This window comes from Trinickia sp., assembly GCF_051953405.1.
Taxonomy (GTDB): domain Bacteria; phylum Pseudomonadota; class Gammaproteobacteria; order Burkholderiales; family Burkholderiaceae; genus Trinickia.
This window is the reverse complement of the sequence record NZ_JBQCIV010000159.1, coordinates 59,893-79,058: the sequence shown is the minus strand read 5'-3', so window position 1 is coordinate 79,058 and position 19,166 is coordinate 59,893. Positions and strand designations below refer to the sequence as shown.

At 55.3% G+C, this 19,166-nt stretch carries 23 protein-coding genes and 1 tRNA gene; 16 read left to right on the top strand and 8 right to left on the bottom strand.

All coding sequences use genetic code 11. The features are described from left to right. Nucleotides 1-71: 71 nt before the first annotated feature. Nucleotides 72-146 (bottom strand) — tRNA-Gly (locus ACTHN9_RS29125). Nucleotides 147-615: 469 nt separating this feature from the next. Here ACTHN9_RS29125 and ACTHN9_RS29120 point away from each other — a divergent pair. The 4 genes from ACTHN9_RS29120 (at nucleotide 616) to ACTHN9_RS29105 (ending at nucleotide 3,855) form a co-directional block, all read left to right on the top strand. Further along, nucleotides 616-1,935: a DUF6402 family protein gene (locus tag ACTHN9_RS29120; protein WP_440540297.1), complete on the top strand. Its 1,320-nt coding sequence runs from the start codon at nucleotides 616-618 to the stop codon at nucleotides 1,933-1,935. Beyond that, nucleotides 1,932-2,579 (top strand): hypothetical protein, encoded by a 648-nt coding sequence (locus ACTHN9_RS29115; RefSeq protein ID WP_440540296.1) that lies wholly within the window; start codon nucleotides 1,932-1,934, stop codon nucleotides 2,577-2,579. Before ACTHN9_RS29120 ends, ACTHN9_RS29115 begins: the two co-directional genes overlap by 4 nt. Before the next feature lie 143 nt (nucleotides 2,580-2,722). Then, complete coding sequence (locus tag ACTHN9_RS29110) at nucleotides 2,723-3,205, top strand: hypothetical protein (protein ID WP_440540295.1); 483 nt, start codon at nucleotides 2,723-2,725, stop codon at nucleotides 3,203-3,205. A 353-nt stretch (nucleotides 3,206-3,558) separates the two neighbouring features. Continuing rightward, nucleotides 3,559-3,855 (top strand): hypothetical protein, encoded by a 297-nt coding sequence (locus tag ACTHN9_RS29105; RefSeq protein WP_440540383.1) that lies wholly within the window; start codon nucleotides 3,559-3,561, stop codon nucleotides 3,853-3,855. 66 nt (nucleotides 3,856-3,921) lie between these two features. Here the strand turns inward: ACTHN9_RS29105 and ACTHN9_RS29100 are convergent, their stop codons facing one another. Next, nucleotides 3,922-4,056, bottom strand: a complete 135-nt coding sequence (locus ACTHN9_RS29100) for a hypothetical protein (RefSeq protein WP_440540294.1) — start codon at nucleotides 4,054-4,056, stop codon at nucleotides 3,922-3,924. A gap of 239 nt (nucleotides 4,057-4,295) precedes the next feature. Further along, complete coding sequence (locus tag ACTHN9_RS29095) at nucleotides 4,296-5,021, bottom strand: DUF5343 domain-containing protein (protein ID WP_440540293.1); 726 nt, start codon at nucleotides 5,019-5,021, stop codon at nucleotides 4,296-4,298. 879 nt (nucleotides 5,022-5,900) lie between these two features. On the opposite strand from ACTHN9_RS29095, the gene ACTHN9_RS29090 reads away from it, so the two are divergent. Then, the gene (locus tag ACTHN9_RS29090; RefSeq protein ID WP_440540292.1) at nucleotides 5,901-6,203 is read left to right on the top strand and encodes a type II toxin-antitoxin system HigB family toxin; all 303 of its coding nucleotides are present in this window, start codon (nucleotides 5,901-5,903) and stop codon (nucleotides 6,201-6,203) included. A gap of 4 nt (nucleotides 6,204-6,207) precedes the next feature. Beyond that, nucleotides 6,208-6,570 (top strand): helix-turn-helix domain-containing protein, encoded by a 363-nt coding sequence (locus ACTHN9_RS29085; RefSeq protein WP_440540291.1) that lies wholly within the window; start codon nucleotides 6,208-6,210, stop codon nucleotides 6,568-6,570. A 271-nt stretch (nucleotides 6,571-6,841) separates the two neighbouring features. On the opposite strand, the gene ACTHN9_RS29080 is transcribed toward ACTHN9_RS29085, so the two are convergent. Continuing rightward, on the bottom strand, nucleotides 6,842-7,438 hold the full coding sequence (locus ACTHN9_RS29080; RefSeq protein ID WP_440540290.1) for a hypothetical protein: 597 nt from the start codon (nucleotides 7,436-7,438) through the stop codon (nucleotides 6,842-6,844). A 492-nt stretch (nucleotides 7,439-7,930) separates the two neighbouring features. On the opposite strand from ACTHN9_RS29080, the gene ACTHN9_RS29075 reads away from it, so the two are divergent. Both ACTHN9_RS29075 and ACTHN9_RS29070 read left to right on the top strand, forming a co-directional pair. Continuing rightward, nucleotides 7,931-8,680: a hypothetical protein gene (locus ACTHN9_RS29075; protein ID WP_440540289.1), complete on the top strand. Its 750-nt coding sequence runs from the start codon at nucleotides 7,931-7,933 to the stop codon at nucleotides 8,678-8,680. Between the two features lie 154 nt (nucleotides 8,681-8,834). Continuing rightward, nucleotides 8,835-9,122 (top strand): hypothetical protein, encoded by a 288-nt coding sequence (locus ACTHN9_RS29070; RefSeq protein ID WP_440540288.1) that lies wholly within the window; start codon nucleotides 8,835-8,837, stop codon nucleotides 9,120-9,122. 175 nt (nucleotides 9,123-9,297) lie between these two features. On the opposite strand, the gene ACTHN9_RS29065 is transcribed toward ACTHN9_RS29070, so the two are convergent. Genes ACTHN9_RS29065 through ACTHN9_RS29055 form a run of 3 tightly spaced genes read right to left on the bottom strand, consistent with a single transcriptional unit; the run spans nucleotide 9,298 to nucleotide 10,485 of the window. Continuing rightward, nucleotides 9,298-9,654 (bottom strand): hypothetical protein, encoded by a 357-nt coding sequence (locus ACTHN9_RS29065; RefSeq protein ID WP_440540287.1) that lies wholly within the window; start codon nucleotides 9,652-9,654, stop codon nucleotides 9,298-9,300. 52 nt (nucleotides 9,655-9,706) lie between these two features. Next, nucleotides 9,707-10,054, bottom strand: coding sequence for a DUF1493 family protein (locus ACTHN9_RS29060; protein WP_440540286.1), 348 nt, complete (start codon nucleotides 10,052-10,054; stop codon nucleotides 9,707-9,709). Continuing rightward, nucleotides 10,054-10,485, bottom strand: a complete 432-nt coding sequence (locus ACTHN9_RS29055) for an STM2901 family protein (RefSeq protein WP_440540285.1) — start codon at nucleotides 10,483-10,485, stop codon at nucleotides 10,054-10,056. Before ACTHN9_RS29055 ends, ACTHN9_RS29060 begins: the two co-directional genes overlap by 1 nt. 441 nt (nucleotides 10,486-10,926) lie before the next feature. Here ACTHN9_RS29055 and ACTHN9_RS29050 point away from each other — a divergent pair, with 441 nt between their 5' ends. Both ACTHN9_RS29050 and ACTHN9_RS29045 read left to right on the top strand, forming a co-directional pair. Beyond that, on the top strand, nucleotides 10,927-11,130 hold the full coding sequence (locus tag ACTHN9_RS29050; RefSeq protein ID WP_440540284.1) for a hypothetical protein: 204 nt from the start codon (nucleotides 10,927-10,929) through the stop codon (nucleotides 11,128-11,130). An 88-nt stretch (nucleotides 11,131-11,218) separates the two neighbouring features. Further along, nucleotides 11,219-11,524, top strand: a complete 306-nt coding sequence (locus ACTHN9_RS29045; protein WP_440540283.1) for a helix-turn-helix domain-containing protein — start codon at nucleotides 11,219-11,221, stop codon at nucleotides 11,522-11,524. A gap of 245 nt (nucleotides 11,525-11,769) precedes the next feature. On the opposite strand, the gene ACTHN9_RS29040 is transcribed toward ACTHN9_RS29045, so the two are convergent. Next, nucleotides 11,770-12,237: an ASCH domain-containing protein gene (locus ACTHN9_RS29040; RefSeq protein WP_440540282.1), complete on the bottom strand. Its 468-nt coding sequence runs from the start codon at nucleotides 12,235-12,237 to the stop codon at nucleotides 11,770-11,772. Nucleotides 12,238-12,642: 405 nt separating this feature from the next. On the opposite strand from ACTHN9_RS29040, the gene ACTHN9_RS29035 reads away from it, so the two are divergent. From ACTHN9_RS29035 to ACTHN9_RS29010, 6 genes are all read left to right on the top strand, one after another. After that, nucleotides 12,643-14,361 carry a CHASE domain-containing protein gene (locus ACTHN9_RS29035; RefSeq protein WP_440540281.1) on the top strand — a complete coding sequence of 573 codons (1,719 nt, stop codon included), beginning with the start codon at nucleotides 12,643-12,645 and terminating at the stop codon, nucleotides 14,359-14,361. Continuing rightward, nucleotides 14,358-14,993 carry a response regulator transcription factor gene (locus ACTHN9_RS29030; protein ID WP_440540280.1) on the top strand — a complete coding sequence of 212 codons (636 nt, stop codon included), beginning with the start codon at nucleotides 14,358-14,360 and terminating at the stop codon, nucleotides 14,991-14,993. The genes ACTHN9_RS29035 and ACTHN9_RS29030 overlap by 4 nt, the downstream gene beginning before the upstream one ends. Before the next feature lie 136 nt (nucleotides 14,994-15,129). Further along, entirely contained in the window at nucleotides 15,130-16,281 is a 1,152-nt protein-coding gene (locus ACTHN9_RS29025; protein ID WP_440540279.1) for an FG-GAP repeat domain-containing protein, read from the top strand. 107 nt (nucleotides 16,282-16,388) lie between these two features. Then, nucleotides 16,389-17,300, top strand: a complete 912-nt coding sequence (locus tag ACTHN9_RS29020) for a DUF1566 domain-containing protein (protein ID WP_440540278.1) — start codon at nucleotides 16,389-16,391, stop codon at nucleotides 17,298-17,300. 624 nt (nucleotides 17,301-17,924) lie between these two features. Further along, complete coding sequence (locus ACTHN9_RS29015) at nucleotides 17,925-18,143, top strand: hypothetical protein (RefSeq protein ID WP_440540277.1); 219 nt, start codon at nucleotides 17,925-17,927, stop codon at nucleotides 18,141-18,143. A 201-nt stretch (nucleotides 18,144-18,344) separates the two neighbouring features. Further along, nucleotides 18,345-19,151, top strand: a complete 807-nt coding sequence (locus ACTHN9_RS29010; protein WP_440540276.1) for a transporter substrate-binding domain-containing protein — start codon at nucleotides 18,345-18,347, stop codon at nucleotides 19,149-19,151. The last annotated feature ends 15 nt before the right edge of the window (nucleotides 19,152-19,166 follow it).

The window sequence follows — 19,166 nt, the reverse complement described above, 5'->3', positions numbered from 1 at the left end:
GGCGGTGCGATGAGGGGATCGGTATGGATGCTAGACGATGCGCCAGGGACTAAAGCCCCTGCGATCTCGAGTGGAGCGGGCGATGGGAATCGAACCCACGTCTCTAGCTTGGGAAGCTAGGGTAATAGCCATTATACGACGCCCGCAGAGCCACAAATTATACAGTGGTTTTGGTGGTTTGGGGAGTGGGGTGTCGCTGTCGCTGTCGCTGGCGTGAAAAGTGTATCCGCTTCGGAAGTTCTTGCTGGCATCGTCCGTCCGGCGGGGCGGCATTAGCGTTCGGACGAAGGCTCCCGGTGCTTTCAGCTCTTACCTGGCCGCATCGACTGCATCAGCTCCTCGGGATCTGCTTGTAGCCCGGATCGACGATCGAGCCCGGAAAATCGGCGCTAAGGCGCCAGGGCGCGGAAACGCCGTGTTGAACGCTTCAAGAATGCAGTCTTTCGCTCCGTTGTTCAATGCATAAAACCGGTGATTTGTACTCGTAGCGCCGGGGACTCCATCAAGCGAAGAAGGTTTCATCCATAGGCGTCGTCCGATTTTTCCTGCCCTTGTCGCCCAATTTGACATACCTATGATATTGGTTCGGGTCCAAAATTCTGACGGCAAGCTGATATGGTCGCAAAGGTGAGAAAGGTTCCGTATTACACAATAGAGCCTTCGGTCTTTCGTGGAAGGGTATGGAAGGAGCATGATGGGTTCCGAGGCGCGGTTCCCATCAATACTATCCAAACCATCTCATACGCGAGGCTTGCGCCTGGCGAGACCCCACCGCCAGCGCCGCCTAAACCCACTGCGGAACAGGTCAAGGCCCAGAAAGCGGAAGCCGCACGCCAGCAGCTGCTTGTAGAACAGGCGAAGCGACAGCAGCCGAAGGAACCGCCCAAGCCTCAGCCCGGGGAACTCGAGGCCGAGGACCATGACAAGGTTCCCGAATTTGACCTTCAGGATGTTCCTGGGGCCATGGAAAAAATGAGATGGCCTATGGCAGCTAAGGTTGCCAGGAAGTGGTTCGCCGGTCCGAGTCATATCTACAATGACAAACCTGATTCGGAACAGCCTTTAGACGATACAACCATCACCCTCAATTGGGCTTTGAAATATGGCAAGGTAAAAGAAAGGCTGGGTGAATTGCTTTTTGAAGACATCTACTCAGAAAAGGCGCTTCCTTTAATAAGAAGGAAAATCCTCCAACATGTCACCAAGAATTTTACGGATGCGAAGAGCTTGAGCCCTAATCTCAGCTTTGAAACAGCGGTCTTCAATTCCGATATAAGGCAGTTCCACATAGACTGGCAAATTCAGAAAAAGAAGATCGGCACCTTTGATACTCTGGATGGAGCTACTCCGACCGATTTATCTGCGACATTGGGGAACTTCCTCCTATACGCCGCTATCGGGAGGGTCGAAGTCAGTAGTGAAAAATTCTTCAAATACGAAAGGAAGCCAGCCGAATACTGCATTGATTCGATGGCGACGCTCACTCATATCTACATTTACCTTAAGGACAACTATTCCTTCAACGATGCCGACCCCGCAAATAGCCAGTATCTCGGCCATTGGAACAAAAGCGGTATGATTACCTCCTATGTGTTGGCCGCCAACGATCTGATTGGACAGATTCGCCCGTCATGGAAGGCGAGGTTGGATAATAATACAATTGAGGAGGTGCGGATTAATTGGGACTACCTGTCCGTCAAAAAGGAAGTTGGCAAGCCCGTTGATGCAAGGCGCGGGTTCTTTGGGAAATTTCTAGAAAAAGACGTCTACTGGCCTGTCTACAACAGGTCTTATAACGAATGGAGGGCGAAGCACAAAAGAGGTGAGGATTTCATGATTTACAGCAAACCTCAGCTCTATAAGCTCAAGAAGCCCATTGTCATTAAACTGGAAACGATATGCCGTCCGTACGACAATATTTCTATCGGTCAATGAGGAATTTCCTTCTGATCGTTGCCTCGATTGCTGCGTTGATTTTGGTGTGTGCAATCGTGGATTGGTTTATTCCGAGCAATATCCACAACGGGCTTGTTATCGCTTCTCTTCATTTTGCCGGCGATATTGGGATTGGTTTGGTGGTGGTAATCATGCTGTTTTTTGGATGCAAAGCAGTTCAGATTTACAAGACGGAGAAATCATTTGGTCGAGAATTACTAAAAATGACGCCGGCTATCATATTTTGGCTGGGCGTTCTGTTGTATTTGGCTAATTTTCTTGTTGGTGGGGGAAGTTATGATTGTCAGAAATACAATTACACCAGTCAATTGAATGGTGGGGTTAAGTACTTTCAAGGAAGGAAGTACGCAATCAAAATTTGCGGAAGCGGAGTTAACAATAGTCACTTCTTTGGCGATAGCATGGATCCCGTTGAACTAACTATCACCAATGATCAGGGGGCGATTTTGGCCAAGAGACACTACAAGGTCTTTTGGGACGGTCAGCCGGGCCATGAACCTCTCACGATAGGGGTGGCTACTATCATTTATCAGGACGATGATACACAGATAGACCACAGCATTGCCATGCCTCCCACAGTTATTGATTGGATAAGGGCAAGAGTCCCGGTTCTTAATTGGTAATGTGACAAATCCCCTCCGGGGTTTCCAGGTATTGCCCTTGGCTTGAATCTCGGAGGCAGTCACGCGAACGCATCAACAACGATCCTCCGGACTGATCAAGTACGTCGGTCATTGAGCGGAGCGATTACGCCCGGAAATCCAAGTTGTTGAAGACATTGCTGCGTGCGGCAGGTGTAGTGGACGAGCACGGAAGAATCGACACATTTGCTGAGTTCCAGTCAAGCACCCTTGGGCCGTTCATGGATGCGGCCGAGCTGCACGTTCAAGAAATTGGATTGGTGCTTGGCGTTCGTGTTCGGGATGACTTGCGGGAAAAGCCGATGCTTCAATTGTCGAACCTCCTCAAGATGATTGGTTTGAAGACGACGAGGAAAGCAGTGAATAAGGGCGCGAAAAAAATCTATGAGTACCGACTAGACCTCGACTCACTGGAAACGATCGACCGCTACCAGAAAGTACTTGCCAAACATCTGCGCAGCGTTCGGGTGCATATCAATCAAGCGACAGACGAGGCGATGATGTTCGTGGTCAACGGAGAGGTAAAACGTAAGAATAGGCGTCCGAGCGTGCCGAAGCCGTCCGACAGGAACGCAGCGGTTATTCCTTTTGCGCCCATCACTGACTGAGTCTTTGGTCAGGCAGCGCGCCGGGTGTTCATTGAATTGCAGATAAGTGTGTTTTTCTTGTGTTGATAACGCGACGACTTATCTGGGTGAAGAACAGGGCCAACCACGGGTTGGCCCTACGGCAGATTCTTAATAAGCTGATGACCCGGCTCGGAAATTCCCGGTAGATCAAGGGGATAGGAGAGAGCCGGGCGAGGGTGACGTGGAAACTGTCACTGTTGCTCGTCGGATTTCCTCCTGTTCGTCGTCGCGTTGGGCCTGCTTGCTTGGCCGCCGTTGTCTCGGAGGTCGATCTCCTGGACCCTGGACGCACTTTCAACGAACGGAGGGCGATCATGGTCGATCAGTAGCAAATCGTAGCGAGCAGCAAGGACGAGAAAGCTGCGAAGTCGGGTGCTGGTGAATCGAAGTCGGCTCTGAACGCTTCGACGGCTAACGATACCGCAGCGAAGGGGGCACAGGCGACGCCGGCTACGCCGACGAAGATGGAACTGGAGACGGAGATCTACAAGCGGATGCGGACGGTGAAGGATGTGACCCGGAAGGGCGTCATCGAGAAGTTCATCGCTGAAGTGAAGTTGACGAAGGCCGGTGCGAGCACGTACTACCAAATGATCAAGGACAAGCACGAGCCGATGGGTAAAAAATGAAGTTCGGGGCGCTGCGCGACGAGAAGGTCGGGTTGTGATGGACCCGACCGTTCTGTTGCCGGATGATCAGTCGAAGTTGAAACTCAACTGACCGGGTGCCGACCGCCAGTGCGCGCACACATGTTCCAGATGGCCGAAGCGAATCCGGGTGTAGTTACGCACGAAGACGGTCTTTGCCTGCTCGTGAGCGAGGTTGGGCATAAACCCCTCCATGTAAGGAGGTTGAAAGCGATTCTTGCCCCCAGCTCCCTTGTCGCGTAGACTACAAGGGTTATCTGCACGATAACTGTGGGTGACAGAAGCACGCTTTAACGCGCTGTCTTCTGCTCGCCGGCGCCTCCAACGTTTTGATCTCCTGCCAGAGATCGAGGGGTTGGGGGCGTTGTTTTTTCCGGCCTGGCTACTGCGAGCTATGTAACCAGGGCCGAACTATCTTCTTCTCATTCTTCCCTCTTCTCCGGTGCGAAGCCCTTCCATCGCTTGATGTAGGCCGCAAGCATGGTTTGCAGCATTACCCAATCGTCCCCGTCGAGACCGTTCGGAACGGTGATCTTGGCGCTACGCTTTCCCGGAAGCGGGATCTCGAAACGTTCAACGTCCTGATCATCGTCTTCAGGCGGCGCGGCTTTGCTGCCTTCTGGCTCGACCTTTGTCTCTTCAGTAGTCTTCGTCGCCCTTTTCTGAGGGCCGTTACCTTTCGGCGGCGGAGGCGGTTTGATGTGGGGGGACACAGGAATTCCGTACTCTTTCGCAGCGGCGAGGAAGAACGCGATTGTCTTCGTCAACGTGCTGCCGCTAATACCTAAGCTGCGGAACTTCTCTGTCATCTGTCCCGCGCTCGCGTGGCGCAGATCGAATTCCGGATCCTCGAAGAGAAAGGCGTAAGCATCCTGAAAAATCTGCTGCAACGTTGGTTTGCGAGCGTCGTCGTCTGCGAGGACGAGAGGCTTGAAATGCTCTTTCGGTTTGCCCGTATCGTCGATCAGCCCAAGATAGCGAAGGGCCGCCATTGTTCCGGATTGTTGGGAGCCCGAGGCTTTCGGCATCAACGTCTTATCGATACGCGTCGGCACTGTGCCCGCGTCCCGAAGGGAGTTGAGAAACGAGGTGAAGGACATGTGAGAAATGACCGGCGGTGTAGCTGGCTTCTCTTTGCTGCTTGCCATGATTCGTCCTACGGAGTCATCGATGGCATGACTGTATCATTAATCGGGTCGTTGTCAAATACCCAGATGGCAGAGAATTTTTCGGGCGAGTGTCTGCGTCGTCTCTGCGTGAATCAACGTGAATCAGAGTGAATCAGAGTTGAGCTGTGATGTGGGGCGATCTCGCCTTGTCTCGACTTCGTTGTGTAAGTCTTTGATTGTTCGGTATTTATTGTGCTAATGCAGGTTCCAGGTGGGCGGTATTGGATCTTTCTATGATTGTGGCTGATCGCTGGCGGGGGTGTATGGACGACGGTAGGCGATGTCGTCGGGTGAGGAGCTGATGTTGCGGGGCAGCACAGTTCCCGGCGAACGAGCGAAATCTGCGACGTGTTCGGACGGTAACGGTAGGTCAGTGTGACTTGCCGCTTTTGAGGATTGTAGCTGGGATGAAAACTGGCATCGCCCCGAAACCCGCGTGGCTAGTGGTGCTACGTGGAGGCGGGAGAAAAAGTGACGTGAGGACGCGCGTGAATAGTGGTGTTGCTTAACGCGCAGGGGCTTGGGAAGCTAGGGTAATAGCCATTATACGACGCCCGCAGAGCCGGTAATTTTACAGGGATTTTGGTGGTTTGGGGAGTGGGGTGTCGCTGTCGCTGGCACGGAAGCTAGCATGGCTCGCCGATGGAGCGGCGGCATCGCAGGGAATGGTGAGCGGCCGGCCGGGATTGGCTAAAAAAGAGGCATCGGTTGCACCTTTCCTCCCACTCAGACGTCGGGTTCGGAGCATGCACTTGCCAGACATCGGCACCTCCTTGAAGGGCGCTTATCGCGAGATCGGTCGCCATCGATTCGTAGGTAGCGTTGCGCCAGTCCCAAATTGGGACTAAAATGTGCAAGATGCGAATCGTTGCCAAAAGAACCTTGCTTGACTTCATCGTGCGTCACGCGCAAGCCCAACAACCGTTGTTGGCGTGGCACGCGGAAGCGTCGAAGGCTAACTGGAAGACTCCGCAGAACATCAAGGACCAATACGCCAGCGCCAGCTTCGTCGGTCGGAATCGCGTGGTCTTTAACATCAAGGGCAACGACTTCCGGTTGATCGTCGCGGTGGCCTATCAGATCGGCGTGGTGTACGTGAAATTTGTCGGCACGCACGCGGAATACGACAGGGTCGATGCGGCAACCGTAGAAATGGAGTAACGAGATGAACATTCATCCGATTCGAACCGAGGCTGATTACGAGGCGGCCCTGAAGGCCGTATCCGTGCTCGTGGATATGGATCCTGCTCCGGACACGCCGGAAGGCGACGAGTTGGAGATTCTGGCGATCCTCGTCGAGAAGTATGAGGCCGAGCACTTCCCGATGGTGGCGCCAGCCCCGATCGACGCGATCAAATTTCGGATGGAACAGGCGGGCCTGTCGGTTCCCGACATGCAGCCGTACATCGGGAACAGCAACCGCGTGTATGAGGTGCTGGCTGGCCGGCGTGCGTTGAGCCTTGCCATGATCCGCAAGCTGCGCGATGGACTGCATATTCCGGCTGACGTGCTGATCGGAACCGCATAACCGAGGGCAAGGCATGGACCCTCACGGAGATGAAGGCGCATGGTTTGGTGGAGTACCCCGACGCGGGGCTAGTGTCGGCCAGGAGCTGTCCTCGGGAATCGCTCAAGGAACGGCTGCTTTGCAGACCGGCAGGTAAGCTTGTCGCCCATATCACTTCGCCCGGCCACAACGATGCCGGCGTTTCCGATGGAGCTTAGCGGCTCAGTTCCTTGGTGATATCAGGTGGTTGCGAGGTTCGGCTGGTCGTGTCCGTTTTTCACTCTAACTCCGACTAGGCAGGCATCCGTCGAAGGGTCCCGCCTTGTTGGTCCATTCGACTGAGCTTTTCGTGAATTGATTGTATCTCCGCCGCCAATGGTTCGATCGAGAACTCTTCGCCGAGAAGCCTGAATATCCCTCGGTCGAAAAAGTATGCCCGAAAGAAATGCCCTGGGACGTCATTGTCGGCGGGTGCAGGCCCCACATATTCGGGAAACACGTATCCGACGATTCCGGAGGCCAGGTAATTATCCAAGCGTTCGTCAAAATGTTCGAGCGCGTTACGAAGGCTTCGGTCAAACATTGGGCTGGTTTCATTAATCGAAAAGGCATCACGGAGTACGGACCCCCGATTCTCATGTCCCTTCCTTACCGGCCAGAAATAGCGCGATAGTGAGGCAGCTTGCAGTACCACGTTTTGCAGATTATCGAGGATGCGCTTGGTCGGAACATCACCGGGGTCGACCGTCGGGGTCGAAAATATCTTGCGAAAAATCGCGTCGATCTCTGTCAGGGATTGCATAGCAGACGCGCTATTAAACAGCATGCTATGAATGTAGAAGACCTGATACGGAGTCCAAATCGACGGAAGATGGTCGTGTGTTTCCATGAAATATCTGCATCCCGTTTATTGTTGCTCGGGTAGGATGCCATATCGGCAGCTTCTTGGTGTTGCCAGTGGGGTGAAAACTGGCATCGCCGTGAGACCCGCATGGATAGTGACTCTACGAGGAACAGGGAGAAAACGTGACGTGAGAACGCGCGTGAATAGTGGTGTTGCTTAACGCGCAGGGGCTTGGGAAGCTAGGGTAATAGCCATTATACGACGCCCGCGGAGACCGCGATTGTCCGGGGTTTTTGGTGGTTTGGGTAGTGGGGTGTCGCGGTCGCTGGCGTGAAAAGTGGCGCCGCTTCGGAAGTGCTCGCGTGGCGTCACTCGGAGCGGTGGGGCGGCGTCACCGGGAGACCGGAGATCTGGCAGGTGCGGACGCCCGCCGCCATAGGGATATGGCGGCGGTTGCGACAGATCGGCATGGTTTTTCTGGGGATTCGTAGGAAGTCAAATACGATATAGACTGCTTCTTTTGATGACAACAAGACCATGACTACTGCGGAACTCGACCAACAAGGAAAGGCTGATGTATGGAACAACGTATTGCGCTCCGCGTTGGCTCTACCTGGCGCGCGTATCGACCGCGCCAGTTACCTCAGGCGGGAGTTCAAGAAGCGTGTCACGCCGGAACTGGTTGAATTAGCGATTGCATCTGGCCCAACAAGGGCTGGGATCTCACCGGGGGAGATAGAAAAGGTCGCAAGTTCATCGATTGCGTGGCACCGAACCGGCGTTACTAGTGCTTCGGTTGCTGCCGGTTTGCCGGGAGGCTGGTGGATGGTAGGTACGATTCCCACTGACCTGACGCAGTTCTTTTGGCATGTAGTCGTTGTTACGCAGAAGCTAGCGTACCTGCATGGCTGGCCAGATCTCTATTCGGATGGCGAAGAGATTGACGACGAGACGCTTCATATTTTTACGATCTTTATCGGTGTAATGTTCGGTGCCGCTGGCGCTGGCACGTTGCTTAGTAGGCTGAGTGAGAATGTTGCAAAAGAACTGGCTTCCCGCCTGCCCCGAATGCCGCTCACAAAGTGGGGCTTATACAACTTGGCGAAGCAAATCGCAAAATGGATCGGGGTGAAACTGACGAAGCAAACATTCGCTCGGATTGCGTCAAAGGCGGTGCCCGTGCTCGGCGGGCTAGCATCTGGGGCTATCACTTGGGTTAGTTTTTCGCAAATGAGTTCGCGTCTCGTCTCCCATCTGTCGGGACTTCATCCTCATATCCAGCGATGAGTTCACGAAGTACCTTTGGGGGCGCCATAGCAACCACGATGACGCAATTTTAAAAAAGAGAACGACGGGCCAATGAAGAACATAATCGCAGCGGGGATGCTCTTGACGGTTAAAATGACGGCCAATGCCGCAGGGGGGCGTGCCGCATTCATTCATGACGGGTAGCTCGTATCGACAATTTTCACCGGTGGAAAGACAGCGCTATGTGGCCGGAGTAGTTGACGGCTTTTTCTTTGCGCCGATGCTTGCCGCAACGCAGGTGAGGCGCGTCTACAAGTTGCAGACATGCGCGGTCAATCACCAAATGAACGACGCCGTGATTGCCGCCGTTGTCGACAAGTTCGTCGCAGACAACCCTGAAATCGGTGGTGCGGACATGGGTTATATCGTCTTTCGCGCCATGGGCGACGCGTGTGCCAAGCTGGGGAATCCCATTGATTGATGAGGTTGTCGGATGCCACGGAATGCGAACATTCGCTCGCCCCCGAAGGTCCCCAGGTACTCGTGCTGTCCCAGCTTCATTCGGACCCGCAGTTCCACCTCGCAACGCAAAGCATGAAATCGCTGGAGCAATTGCTTTGGCCAAGGCGAGCTGGACCGCTCTGCTGTACCGCGAGCTAGAAGTAGGCCCTCCAGAAGTCAGTTCGTGGTTTAGCGCGTGTTACCGCATTGATCCAGTCAGCAAGCGCCCGTAGCTCCGCTCCTGCTTGTGCAGCGTCGATCTCACCACCTCGCCAAGCCGTCCAAACCTTCTGGAACATTCTTTGGGTGACGGCCGGCGGGTGGATGCTGTCATTCCCCATCATGCCCTCAACGGTCCAGCCGCTCCATGCAGGATCCGCGTTGTCCCGCCAATCAGCGCGGGCCGTGTTAGCTCCCCTGGTGATCTCCAGGTGGTCCCGTTCGAGTTCGATCTCGTAAGTGTCTTCATGGCCCCAACGCGGGCTGAAAATCTGCAACTCAATTATCGGCATGCTCGTCTCTCGTGTGGTTGTTGTACTGCCTAATCCGTAGCGTAGTTGCCGGCTACCGTCGCGACAGCGCTTGTGAGTCCCAACTGCCATCAATCAGTGCCTTATGAAGCATACCGACCGTCAGCGTTTCCCGTTTAAACGAGTGCGGCTTTCTCAGTATTTTCATCGCCAAATGATACAGAATACCCTCGCCTTCCATTAGGAAGTAGCGATGAAAGTCGTAGTCGCCCCTATCCAAATGGAACGCTTCGAAGAAGTGCTGCATGAACTCGTCAGCATCGTCGCCCTGTTGCCCCAAATCCGTTTCTATCGTCGATTCGGGTGTTATGGCCTTCTTCGGTGATACGCACGCTTCCTTTCTGACAAACGATTCGAGGTCTTCCCAGGTATAGCTTGCCATTAAAACACCCTATCCTCAGGCGAAACGATGCGGTTGTATTGAATGACGGTGTGATACCCGATCTGGGCAACGTCGTTTGCCAATAGAACCCAACCGACGCCCGGCAGCGTTCGACCGACGAACGTGCTGAGCTTGTGAGTCAAAATCCAGCGAAGCCGCTTTATGCTGTTCAGCGTGAAGGTCGGCAAGACCTTCTTTTTTAGCTCGTAGCGGAACAGCGAACGAGACATAACGGAGGCGATAGACGTTCCCTTCGTCGCTCCTAATGGCTTGGCACGGGTTGGCAAAATCGGCAGACCGGAAAAAATCAAGATGACGTATTCCACGTCGTCGATCCCGAGCTGCTCGCAGGTCTGCTCAACAGCGATGAATAAAAAAAGCTCGGTCGGCTCAAGATCTTTGTGAGATCCGTAGTTATATGTATTGTTCATGCGGCCCTCATGTTTGTTTTTTTGCCTAGCTCGGATACAAGCCTACGAACAGCCGACGAAACGACGCCTGTTCGTAAGCTGGATCGTATCAAAAAGCTGGGGCGGCGGTCGATTCATCTGGGGAATCGGACGTCGACGGAGATGGGGCGTCATATCGCCATGCGTGAAACGCAGCCATCGTCAGATTCCGGGGCCTCGTGATTCGTGAAGCGGATGAGCTAGCGTTGCCGACTCCGACGTAGCGATGGATATTCGCTGCATGGCCGAAGGGCTGGCCGGTTCGTTTGTTGCGAGCAATGGACACATATTGAGATGGCTCATATCGCTCCCGGTGAGCTAACACTGTACGGTTCGAGCCAACAGTGTCGATCCGGCGGCCTAGTAAACGGCGAGAGGTCCCAGAGCTTGGTGCTGTACGGGAATCCCGTATAATGCGCATCTATGCGGACCGTGATCGAAACCCCAACCTTCCAGAAGCAAGCCGAGCGCATTTGGTCAGATGCCGAACGTTTCGACTTCATCGGCTGGATCGCCGCCAATCCGGATGCAGGGGATGTGGTCCCTGGCGCCGACGGCACTCGTAAGGTTCGCTGGAAGCGCGCAGGTACCGGCAAGTCCGGCGGTGCGCGCGTAATCTACTTCTGACCGATGAGGAGATTGTGTTGCTCGTGGCGGTTTATGCCAAGGCCGAGCGCGAGAACTTGCTCCCCAAGGACATCCGAAAGGTGCTGTGATGGACATCGAGAAAATCGCCAAGGCCATTGAGGCCGACGCCGGTGAGTTGCTGCCGGATCTGCGGCAGGCGCTTGAGGAAGCCAAGGCGCGCGTCGGTCGCGTAACCACTCCCGAGCAGATGCTTGTGCGTCAGGCGCGCGAGGCGGCGGGGATGACTCAACCTGCTTTCGCCGAGCGGATCGGTACGCCCGTGGCCACGCTGCGCGATTGGGAGCAAGGTCGCTTTGCTCCCTCTGGCGCTGTCCTGTGCCTGCTGCGCTTGATTACCAGGCATCCTGAGTTGACTGCCGAACTTGCTGAGTAATCGGACCTGTTGCGTCCTACCGCCCGCCTCGAGCGGGCGTTTTCCAGAGCGAAATAATGTGCGATCCGAAGTGAGTTTGCGAAAAGCTGCTGGGGCTACCGAGCCAGCAGTCTACCCGGTCTGCTGGGCAAAAACGTCCGGGAATTCATCGCCACATAGCGCAAAAAGTGCGTCATAGATTTCGCGATCTTGCTCTGGGCCGTTGGAGTGGGTGCAGATCGAAAGGTAGAGGTTTTTTTGTTCTGCTAACGCAAATCGACCATCAGGTCGAACGTTTCGCAAACGAGCGGCATTGACGCTACGGCCTGTCGTCCTATCCGCTGACACTCCCTGCTGAAGAACGTCCAGTGCTCCGCGCGCCAGAATTCAAGCGAGAGGTCACCTTCTCCTTCGGCCGCCGCAAACTCGCTAGAGACTTTCTCGAAAGGGACTAGCTCGACTTTCGTCGTCCGGAGCAGCAGAGCGGGGCGATTGCGAAAGCCCAGAACAATTTCGATGTCCCCTTCCTGCGGCAGGGGTTCCCCGTCATGTTCCCACGACCACAGCAGGCTGCACGTGCTGCGCTTTACCTTGGACGCTATCAAGGAAATGAGCATTGCAGAAGATTGCTCCGAATCGCCATAGCTACCCATTCGAACGTTGGCCCCGGAAAGATCGATTCCGCGTTCGCATAGCGCTGTAATCAACTCGGGCAGTGTTGGCGTATCGGACATAGACATAGACTAAGGCGAGACATGGTACGGCGTCAGGAACCGCATTCTATTGCATGCCAAGGTACGCATTGAACGTCCTGCATTGACCGGTGAGCCGACGTCGGTTCGAGGCGCCGACAAGGCAGCAACGGGTCGATGAGCGTCAATCGTCATGCCTTCAATGCCGGTGATGCATTCGATGCCGGCGATGCCGAAGTCGTCTTCACGTTCGCGGCATCCGCGACTACGCCTACTTGGTCATCCGATCAAATGCCATCCGCGCGTTCATTTCATCGGTGAGTGGTGTCAGGCTTGCACTTACAATTGTTGGTCCTGCTCTCATGCTTGATCCTGATGACGTCGTTCGTTCGGCACCGCCGCCCTTCCGCCAAAGTGATCGCTGCTGCCCTTGCAGGGTGGTTAGCTGTGGCGCTGATCATCATCGGTATCCTCATGGCGTCAGAGATTTCTCGCCTGCGGAGAGACTTCACGGTCCAGAGCGAAACGACCTACGAGATCATTCGTCAGCGTCTCGACCAGAACGAGGCGGTGCTGGCGGGCGTCGATTCGCTGCTGCACACGTTTCCAGGCGTCGAGTCGAAGGGTTTGCGCGACTACGCGCACCAAATGCTGATGCGTTATCCGCACATCTACATGATCGAGTTGCAACCGCGCGTGGAATATGCCGGCCTCCGGCGGTTTGAGGCGTGGGCAAAGACAAAAATCTATCCAGGGTACTTCGTTAAAGATTACGGGTATGGGGGCGAGCGAAAATGGCATCCCGCATCGGTCCGTCCTGCGTATTACCCAATTACCTTCATGGAACCGCAGGAGAAGACGGCTCTCCCTGTGCTTGGGTTGGATGTCTACGCGGATAGCAAGTTTCGCGGTGCGATAGACAAGACTATCAGGACCGGGCAAACGTCCATATCCGCACCGTTCGACCTGTATGAGGGCGGAAGAGCGTACCTGATATTCAAGGCGATCTATAGCCGCTCCCCGGCGACTAGTGACGCGGCGTTGCGAGCGAAGCTCGCCACTCGCATCGTCTCGATGCTGATTCACACGGGGAAATTCCTCGGCGCTCGCGAGATTCCGTCCGCCTCCGTGTCAATGCGAATCTATGAGCAGGGATTCGCGTTCGACCAAGCAGACGGACTGATCGACAGGATGGATGCGAAACCTGCGCCGGCATGGGCGAGGGTGTTGCTTCCCGAGCTTGTGTACCGGAAGGCCCTACCCAGTCAAACGCAGCCTTTCGTGTTCGAGACTCGGCGGCAGCTTGGCTCCGAGGTCGTGCCGATACTGCCCGCAGCCTTGACGGTGGCCGCGACGCTCGCCATTGCATTATTGACGCTGGCTGTCTACCAGCAACGGAGGGCGAGCCGGAGCGCTGCCCGAGAGGCAGAACGACGCCTATTTCAACGAGAGGAACAGGCACATGTGGCACGTCTGCACACGATGGGCGAAATGGCGTCGGGCATTGCCCACGAACTTAATCAACCGTTGACAGCGATTCTCAGCTACAACCAAGCCTGTATGCGCTTGCTGCGCGAATCCGCTCCGGACTTGGCAGCCATCGAGGGCGCGATGCAGTCAATGACGGAACAGGCGAAGCGGGCGGCCGACATCATCGTGCGTCTTAGAGCGTTCATCAGCAAGCGTCCCGCCAATGTGGCCTCGCTGGACATCCGTGAAGTCGTGCGAAATGCTTTGGTACTCGCCGAACCTTGGCTTCGACAGGGCGAGATCAAGGTACAGTTCGATCCACCGGCCGACATCCCCGGTATCCGAGCCGACAACGTACAAATCGAGCAGATTGTGCTGAATCTGATTCGCAACGCGGTTGAAGCGATGGAGCCGATGCCGATAGACGCGCGCATGCTGTCGCTTTCCATCGAATGCGATGGAAGCAGCGTCAATCTGCGTGTGCGAGATACGGGGCCGGGCATTTCTCCCGGCGTTCGTGAAACCCTGTTCCATCCATTTCACACCAGCAAACCAGAAGGTATGGGGCTCGGATTGACGATTTGCCAGTCGATCGCGGAAACCTACGGCGGAATGGTGCTCGAGAACGCGTCGGTATCGTCCGGTGCGGAATTCCAACTGATACTTCCGGTCAATTCATCAAGGAGATCGCCGTGAACACGAGCGGCGAAGAGGCTATCGTATATTTGGTCGATGACGATACAGCGGTGCGGGATGCGTTGGCGCTGCTCATTCGTTCCATCGGTCTGAAATCCAAAACCTACGGCGACCCGAAGGCGTTCCTTGAGGACATCAACGGTGACGAGGCTGGGTGCCTCGTGCTGGACATTCGAATGCCCGTCGTGAGTGGGTTCGCTGTGCAGGAGCGGCTCAATGCGATGGGCTGCGCTCTGCCCATCATCCTGATTACCGGGCACGGCGACATCGCGCAATGTCGGCGGGCATTCCAAAACGGAGCTGTGGATTTCCTGACGAAGCCGATCGACGAGCATGCCCTCATCGAGAGTCTACAGAAGGCGATTCGTTGCGGGCAGGAGCAAAGAATGTTGAGGCGCCAGACCATAGACGCTCGCGCCCGGCTGGCGAGGTTGTCGGCCCGCGAGCGCTCGGTGTTCGAGCTTGTCAGCGACGGTTTGCCGAACAAATTGATCGCTGAGCAACTGCACTTGTCGCTGCGAACGGTGGAGGCATACCGTGCTTCCGTGTTCGAGAAGCTTGACGTGGCTTCGATTGCCGATCTCGTGAGGTTGAGGCTCATCGGCAACGGCGAGGAAAACTTTATACCGTAGATTCCGCATTTATTGAGGTGGTTGCCGCTCTGTTGCTGCCGTGCCCGAATTTCTAGAATTCATAGACCCTTAACGCTATGACTAAGGGTTCGAATCTAGGGGCAATCAGGGAATGAGCAATCTACGGAAACTTTGTGTGGTCGCGTCTGTGGCAGCGATGTTCATCGTCGGCGGATGCGGGGGCGGCGGAGGCGGCGGTAGCAGCAGTAGTAGCGGTTCCACGGCGACATCGCAGCCCACCGTAAAGCCTATTGCGGTGGCTGCGACCTCATATCAGAACGAGAAAGGGCTAAATATTCCGGCGCAGACTCTGCCGTACTCCGGAAACGCAGCGCATGCTTTTGGCGACTTCTTCCAACGCGGCCAGGAAGACCTATTCATCGCCACCCAGACCTACGATGTGACGAAGCCACTATCGCAGGCAACGAAGGGAACTTTCGAATTCTGGAAGCGCCAGGCAGATGGTTCATTCGCCAAGGATACGACCTTGCTCGCGGACACGACCGGGTGCGTACATCCGCGCAAAGCTATCGTTGCTGACTTCAATCACGATGGCAAGCCGGATATCTTCGTCGCGTGTCACGGCTACGATGCGTCACCATTCCCTGGCGAAGAAGCGGCAGTAATCCTGAGCCAAGCGGACGGCTCTTACAAAACGACGTTCATCCCCTACACCGGGTACTTTCATGGTGCAGCGGCGGCCGACATCACGGGCACCGGCAACATCGATGTAATCGCCGTTGATCCAAGCACTAATGGCGTTGGGCATACGCCTGTCGTGTTCGTCAATGATGGGAAAGGCAACTTCACCGTTCGCACCGACCTCCTACCGGCATTGACGCCAGGCCAGTTGTATTACTCGGTCGAGGCGCTCGACCTGAACGGCGATGGAAAGCCGGACCTATTGTTCATGGGTGACGATGCATGCCCTAACTCCGGCTGTTCGCAGCTCTCGGCTCCGCCGACAATCCTGTTCAACAACGGGACCGGGTCGTTCGCGAATGCACAGCAACTGGTTTTGCCCACGGTTCCAGGAACTGTTGCGCTGGATGCCACGCTTATTAATAGCACGCTTTATCTGGCTCGTACATCCGATCTGGCGTCGAATTTCTATCAGACTCGGGTTCTTCAGTCCATCGATATGAAGAGCTTGAACTCGAACATTCTCGTTAACGATACGAACGGATCTGATCCGTGGATTCGGTGGCTTTTCCCGTACACCACAAGCGGGCATACGGTGCTTGTCGATGATGATGCAAGCATTTCGTTCAATCTCCAAATCAATTGAGTTCGCGTGTTTTTATGTGGTGCCGTGTCTGACAGGCTGGCGGTTATACTCGACGGGAAACGGGTTATTTCGCAGTTTTTCGTTTAATTGTATAGGGAAAATTTGCCGTGCTTTCCGCTAAAAAAATAAGTTGGCTGATGTTGACTGTCTTGCTCAATGGAGCAAGCGCAATCGCAATCGCAAAAGACGCCAGTGATGCAACTCGCTACGCGATATCTCGTGATGGTGCCGAGGTAACTGATTTGGATACGAAGTTGGTCTGGCGCCGATGCGCGGAGGGGATGCATCTTGAGGGTAATCAGTGTCGCGGTATGAATGGACAAGAGCAATTTGGGGATGATTTCAATCAGCGTCAAGCGATTCGTCACGCACAAGAGGAATCGGACAGAACGGGGGTGGCATGGAGAGTTCCAACGTCTGCTGAGATGAGAACGCTCGCAGATTTCAAAGATTTTCATGCTGCTAGGCAGAATTCAGATATCAATCAATCTGTATTTCGTGGTACACCATTAGGCCCATTTATGACATCAAGCCAGAATGGGGGAGGAGAGTGGGGCGTCATTGCCAGGAACGGCGGTGACGTAGTAACGCTATCGAGGTCAGGTAAAGCCTATTTGCGATTGGTGAGGGATGCGGCTTCCACGGTCGGGAAGGGAGGCGATGCGATTTCCGGAAACGGTGGTGCCTCAGATAACGAAATCCCTGTTCGTTTCCGTGGTGTATGGGCTTCGCAGTCCGATTGTCAAAATGTGGCGGGTGGTAAGCGTTTGGATAATGGCGCATTGGTTGTGCGTGTAACTGGATCCGGCTTCAGCGTCGGGGTGATGCAATGTCGGCTCAAGGAAATTGCAGGCTATGGCCGCGCCGGGGATAATATGGCGGCGTCATTTGATTGTCAGGGCGGTGGCGCGCCGGGGTCGGCGATATTTGGATTTCAATTGGCGAGGAATCAATTCCGCCTTCAGGCAAAAATCGGGAATGATTTCAAATACACTGAGCCGCTAAATTCGTGCAAATGATGACTTCTTCTGCGCATGTGTGCGTGTCCGGTGCTTAATTAGATGTAATGTAATAAGATGATATCTAACTGCCGCTAGAGTAAATAATTTTAATTGGGTGACGAAATGCGGGTGCTTGCTAGGTTGATAGTGTTGTCGATGGCACTGCCGCTGGGAGCTTGCGGCGAGAAAGTCGACCCTTCAAAAGTCGTGGACGTTCATTGGAAGTGCGATTTGATGGTGAATGGCGAGCGCACCGGTTCTACGGAAGATTTTATGTTTCGCCGGTCGGGTATGGTAAGGCACATCATCTACCCCCGAGATGGGGGTGGCCCAACCTTTTGGCAGGGCGACTATAAGGTGGACGGGGAGAAGCTTGAAATCACGGATCGTGTAATCGGATCCACATTGATAACCGGGGTTAATGGCCCCAGTTTTGTTGGAAGGTTCACCCGTACTGAGCCGAGGCACATGCAGTATGAAGGTGAGTCGGTAGGGGATGTTCCAACTAAAATCAAGGGTGATTGCGTTCCGCAGTCTTGAGATCATTGGCCCTATCGGGTGCTTGAGCTTGCTGCTTGCACATCTGGCCATTTCGCTATCAGCTAGATCCGGTAGTCCGAGTCGCCCTCATTACGCGTGTGCGTGACCTCCAGCGTGCGAGTTGAGCGTATAAAGCGAGCCGATACGATGGTCGGCTCTTCCGCACCGCGCTTGCGTGCGGCGGCAATTTCGGCAGCGGTGATGTTAGCCATGTATGTCTCTCCATTCCCCGCAAAGGCGCTCGATTTCAGGCTCGATCAGTTCGGCAAGCCGGACGATTATGCTCCAACCGGCAGCACGCAGATCGCGACCTCGCAATGACCGGAAATGGTGCCCATGCACGCACCAAAAAAGAAACGCCATGCAGCGACATGGGGCGCGCCATCCTCGTCTCCCCCCACCGGCTCCGCGCGAGCCGCGCCATCCCACGATTGGCCTGTTCCTTGCTCTTACCCGCCGCACCCGCGCCGCATGACCTCCCATGAAGCGCGTCGCTTCGCCAACTCAAGTTCGGGAATCAAGATGGAACACAAGCCGCACCGCACGCATCGCCGCCGCTGGCTAGCCGCATTAGTCGTCGCACCTGCCTTCGTTTTCTTCGCCGCTCAGGCCGCGCACGCCGATGCACTCGATGCGATCGCCAAGCGCGGCACGCTGCGGGTCGCAGTACCGGAGGATTACCCGCCGTTTGGCTCGGTCGGGCCCGACATGAAACCGCAAGGCTACGACATCGACATGGCGACACTGCTCGCCAAATCGATGAACGTGAAGGTCGAACTCGTCCCCGTCAACAGCGCGAACCGGATTCCGTATTTGCAGACCGACAAGGTTGATCTCATCATCTCGTCGCTCGGCAAAACGCCCGATCGCGAGAAGGTCATCGACTTCTCCGCAGCCTACGCTCCGTACTTCCAAGGTGTGTTCGGCCCGGCCGACGTCAACGTCAAAACCCCGGCCGACCTCGCCGGCAAGACGATTGCGGCGACACGCGGCGCGCTCGAGGAAATCGCGCTCACGAACATGGCGCCGAACGCGACGATCCGCCGCTTCGACGACAACAACGGCACCATCCAGGCCTTCCTCTCCGGTCAAGTCCAACTGATCGCAGCAGGCAACGTCGTGGCGGCCGCCATTATCGCGAAGCACCCGCCGCGGATGCCGCAGATGAAACTCATCATCAAGGATTCTCCGTGCTACGTCGGCCTAGGCAAGAACGAGCCGCGTTTGCTCGCGAAGGTGAATGCGACGATCGAGCAGGCGAAAAAGGACGGTGCGCTCGAAGCCCTGTCCAAGAAGTGGCTCGGCCAACCGTTGCCCGCCACGCTCTGAACCTTCCCGCATCGA

What these genes read in the sequence shown, in the direction of transcription:
- ACTHN9_RS29100 (WP_440540294.1), bottom strand. Translation starts at nt 4,056, where the DNA reads ATGCCCAACCTCGCTCACGAGCAGGCAAAGACCGTCTTCGTGCGTAAC.
- ACTHN9_RS29045 (WP_440540283.1), top strand. Translation starts at nt 11,219, where the DNA reads ATGGACATCGAGAAAATCGCCAAGGCCATTGAGGCCGACGCCGGTGAG.
- ACTHN9_RS29095 (WP_440540293.1), bottom strand. Translation starts at nt 5,021, where the DNA reads ATGGCAAGCAGCAAAGAGAAGCCAGCTACACCGCCGGTCATTTCTCAC.
- ACTHN9_RS29075 (WP_440540289.1), top strand. Translation starts at nt 7,931, where the DNA reads ATGACTACTGCGGAACTCGACCAACAAGGAAAGGCTGATGTATGGAAC.
- ACTHN9_RS29065 (WP_440540287.1), bottom strand. Translation starts at nt 9,654, where the DNA reads ATGCCGATAATTGAGTTGCAGATTTTCAGCCCGCGTTGGGGCCATGAA.
- ACTHN9_RS29070 (WP_440540288.1), top strand. Translation starts at nt 8,835, where the DNA reads ATGACGGGTAGCTCGTATCGACAATTTTCACCGGTGGAAAGACAGCGC.
- ACTHN9_RS29085 (WP_440540291.1), top strand. Translation starts at nt 6,208, where the DNA reads ATGAACATTCATCCGATTCGAACCGAGGCTGATTACGAGGCGGCCCTG.
- ACTHN9_RS29010 (WP_440540276.1), top strand. Translation starts at nt 18,345, where the DNA reads ATGGAACACAAGCCGCACCGCACGCATCGCCGCCGCTGGCTAGCCGCA.
- ACTHN9_RS29050 (WP_440540284.1), top strand. Translation starts at nt 10,927, where the DNA reads ATGCGGACCGTGATCGAAACCCCAACCTTCCAGAAGCAAGCCGAGCGC.
- ACTHN9_RS29120 (WP_440540297.1), top strand. Translation starts at nt 616, where the DNA reads ATGGTCGCAAAGGTGAGAAAGGTTCCGTATTACACAATAGAGCCTTCG.
- ACTHN9_RS29040 (WP_440540282.1), bottom strand. Translation starts at nt 12,237, where the DNA reads ATGTCCGATACGCCAACACTGCCCGAGTTGATTACAGCGCTATGCGAA.
- ACTHN9_RS29090 (WP_440540292.1), top strand. Translation starts at nt 5,901, where the DNA reads ATGCGAATCGTTGCCAAAAGAACCTTGCTTGACTTCATCGTGCGTCAC.
- ACTHN9_RS29060 (WP_440540286.1), bottom strand. Translation starts at nt 10,054, where the DNA reads ATGGCAAGCTATACCTGGGAAGACCTCGAATCGTTTGTCAGAAAGGAA.
- ACTHN9_RS29080 (WP_440540290.1), bottom strand. Translation starts at nt 7,438, where the DNA reads ATGGAAACACACGACCATCTTCCGTCGATTTGGACTCCGTATCAGGTC.
- ACTHN9_RS29115 (WP_440540296.1), top strand. Translation starts at nt 1,932, where the DNA reads ATGAGGAATTTCCTTCTGATCGTTGCCTCGATTGCTGCGTTGATTTTG.
- ACTHN9_RS29055 (WP_440540285.1), bottom strand. Translation starts at nt 10,485, where the DNA reads ATGAACAATACATATAACTACGGATCTCACAAAGATCTTGAGCCGACC.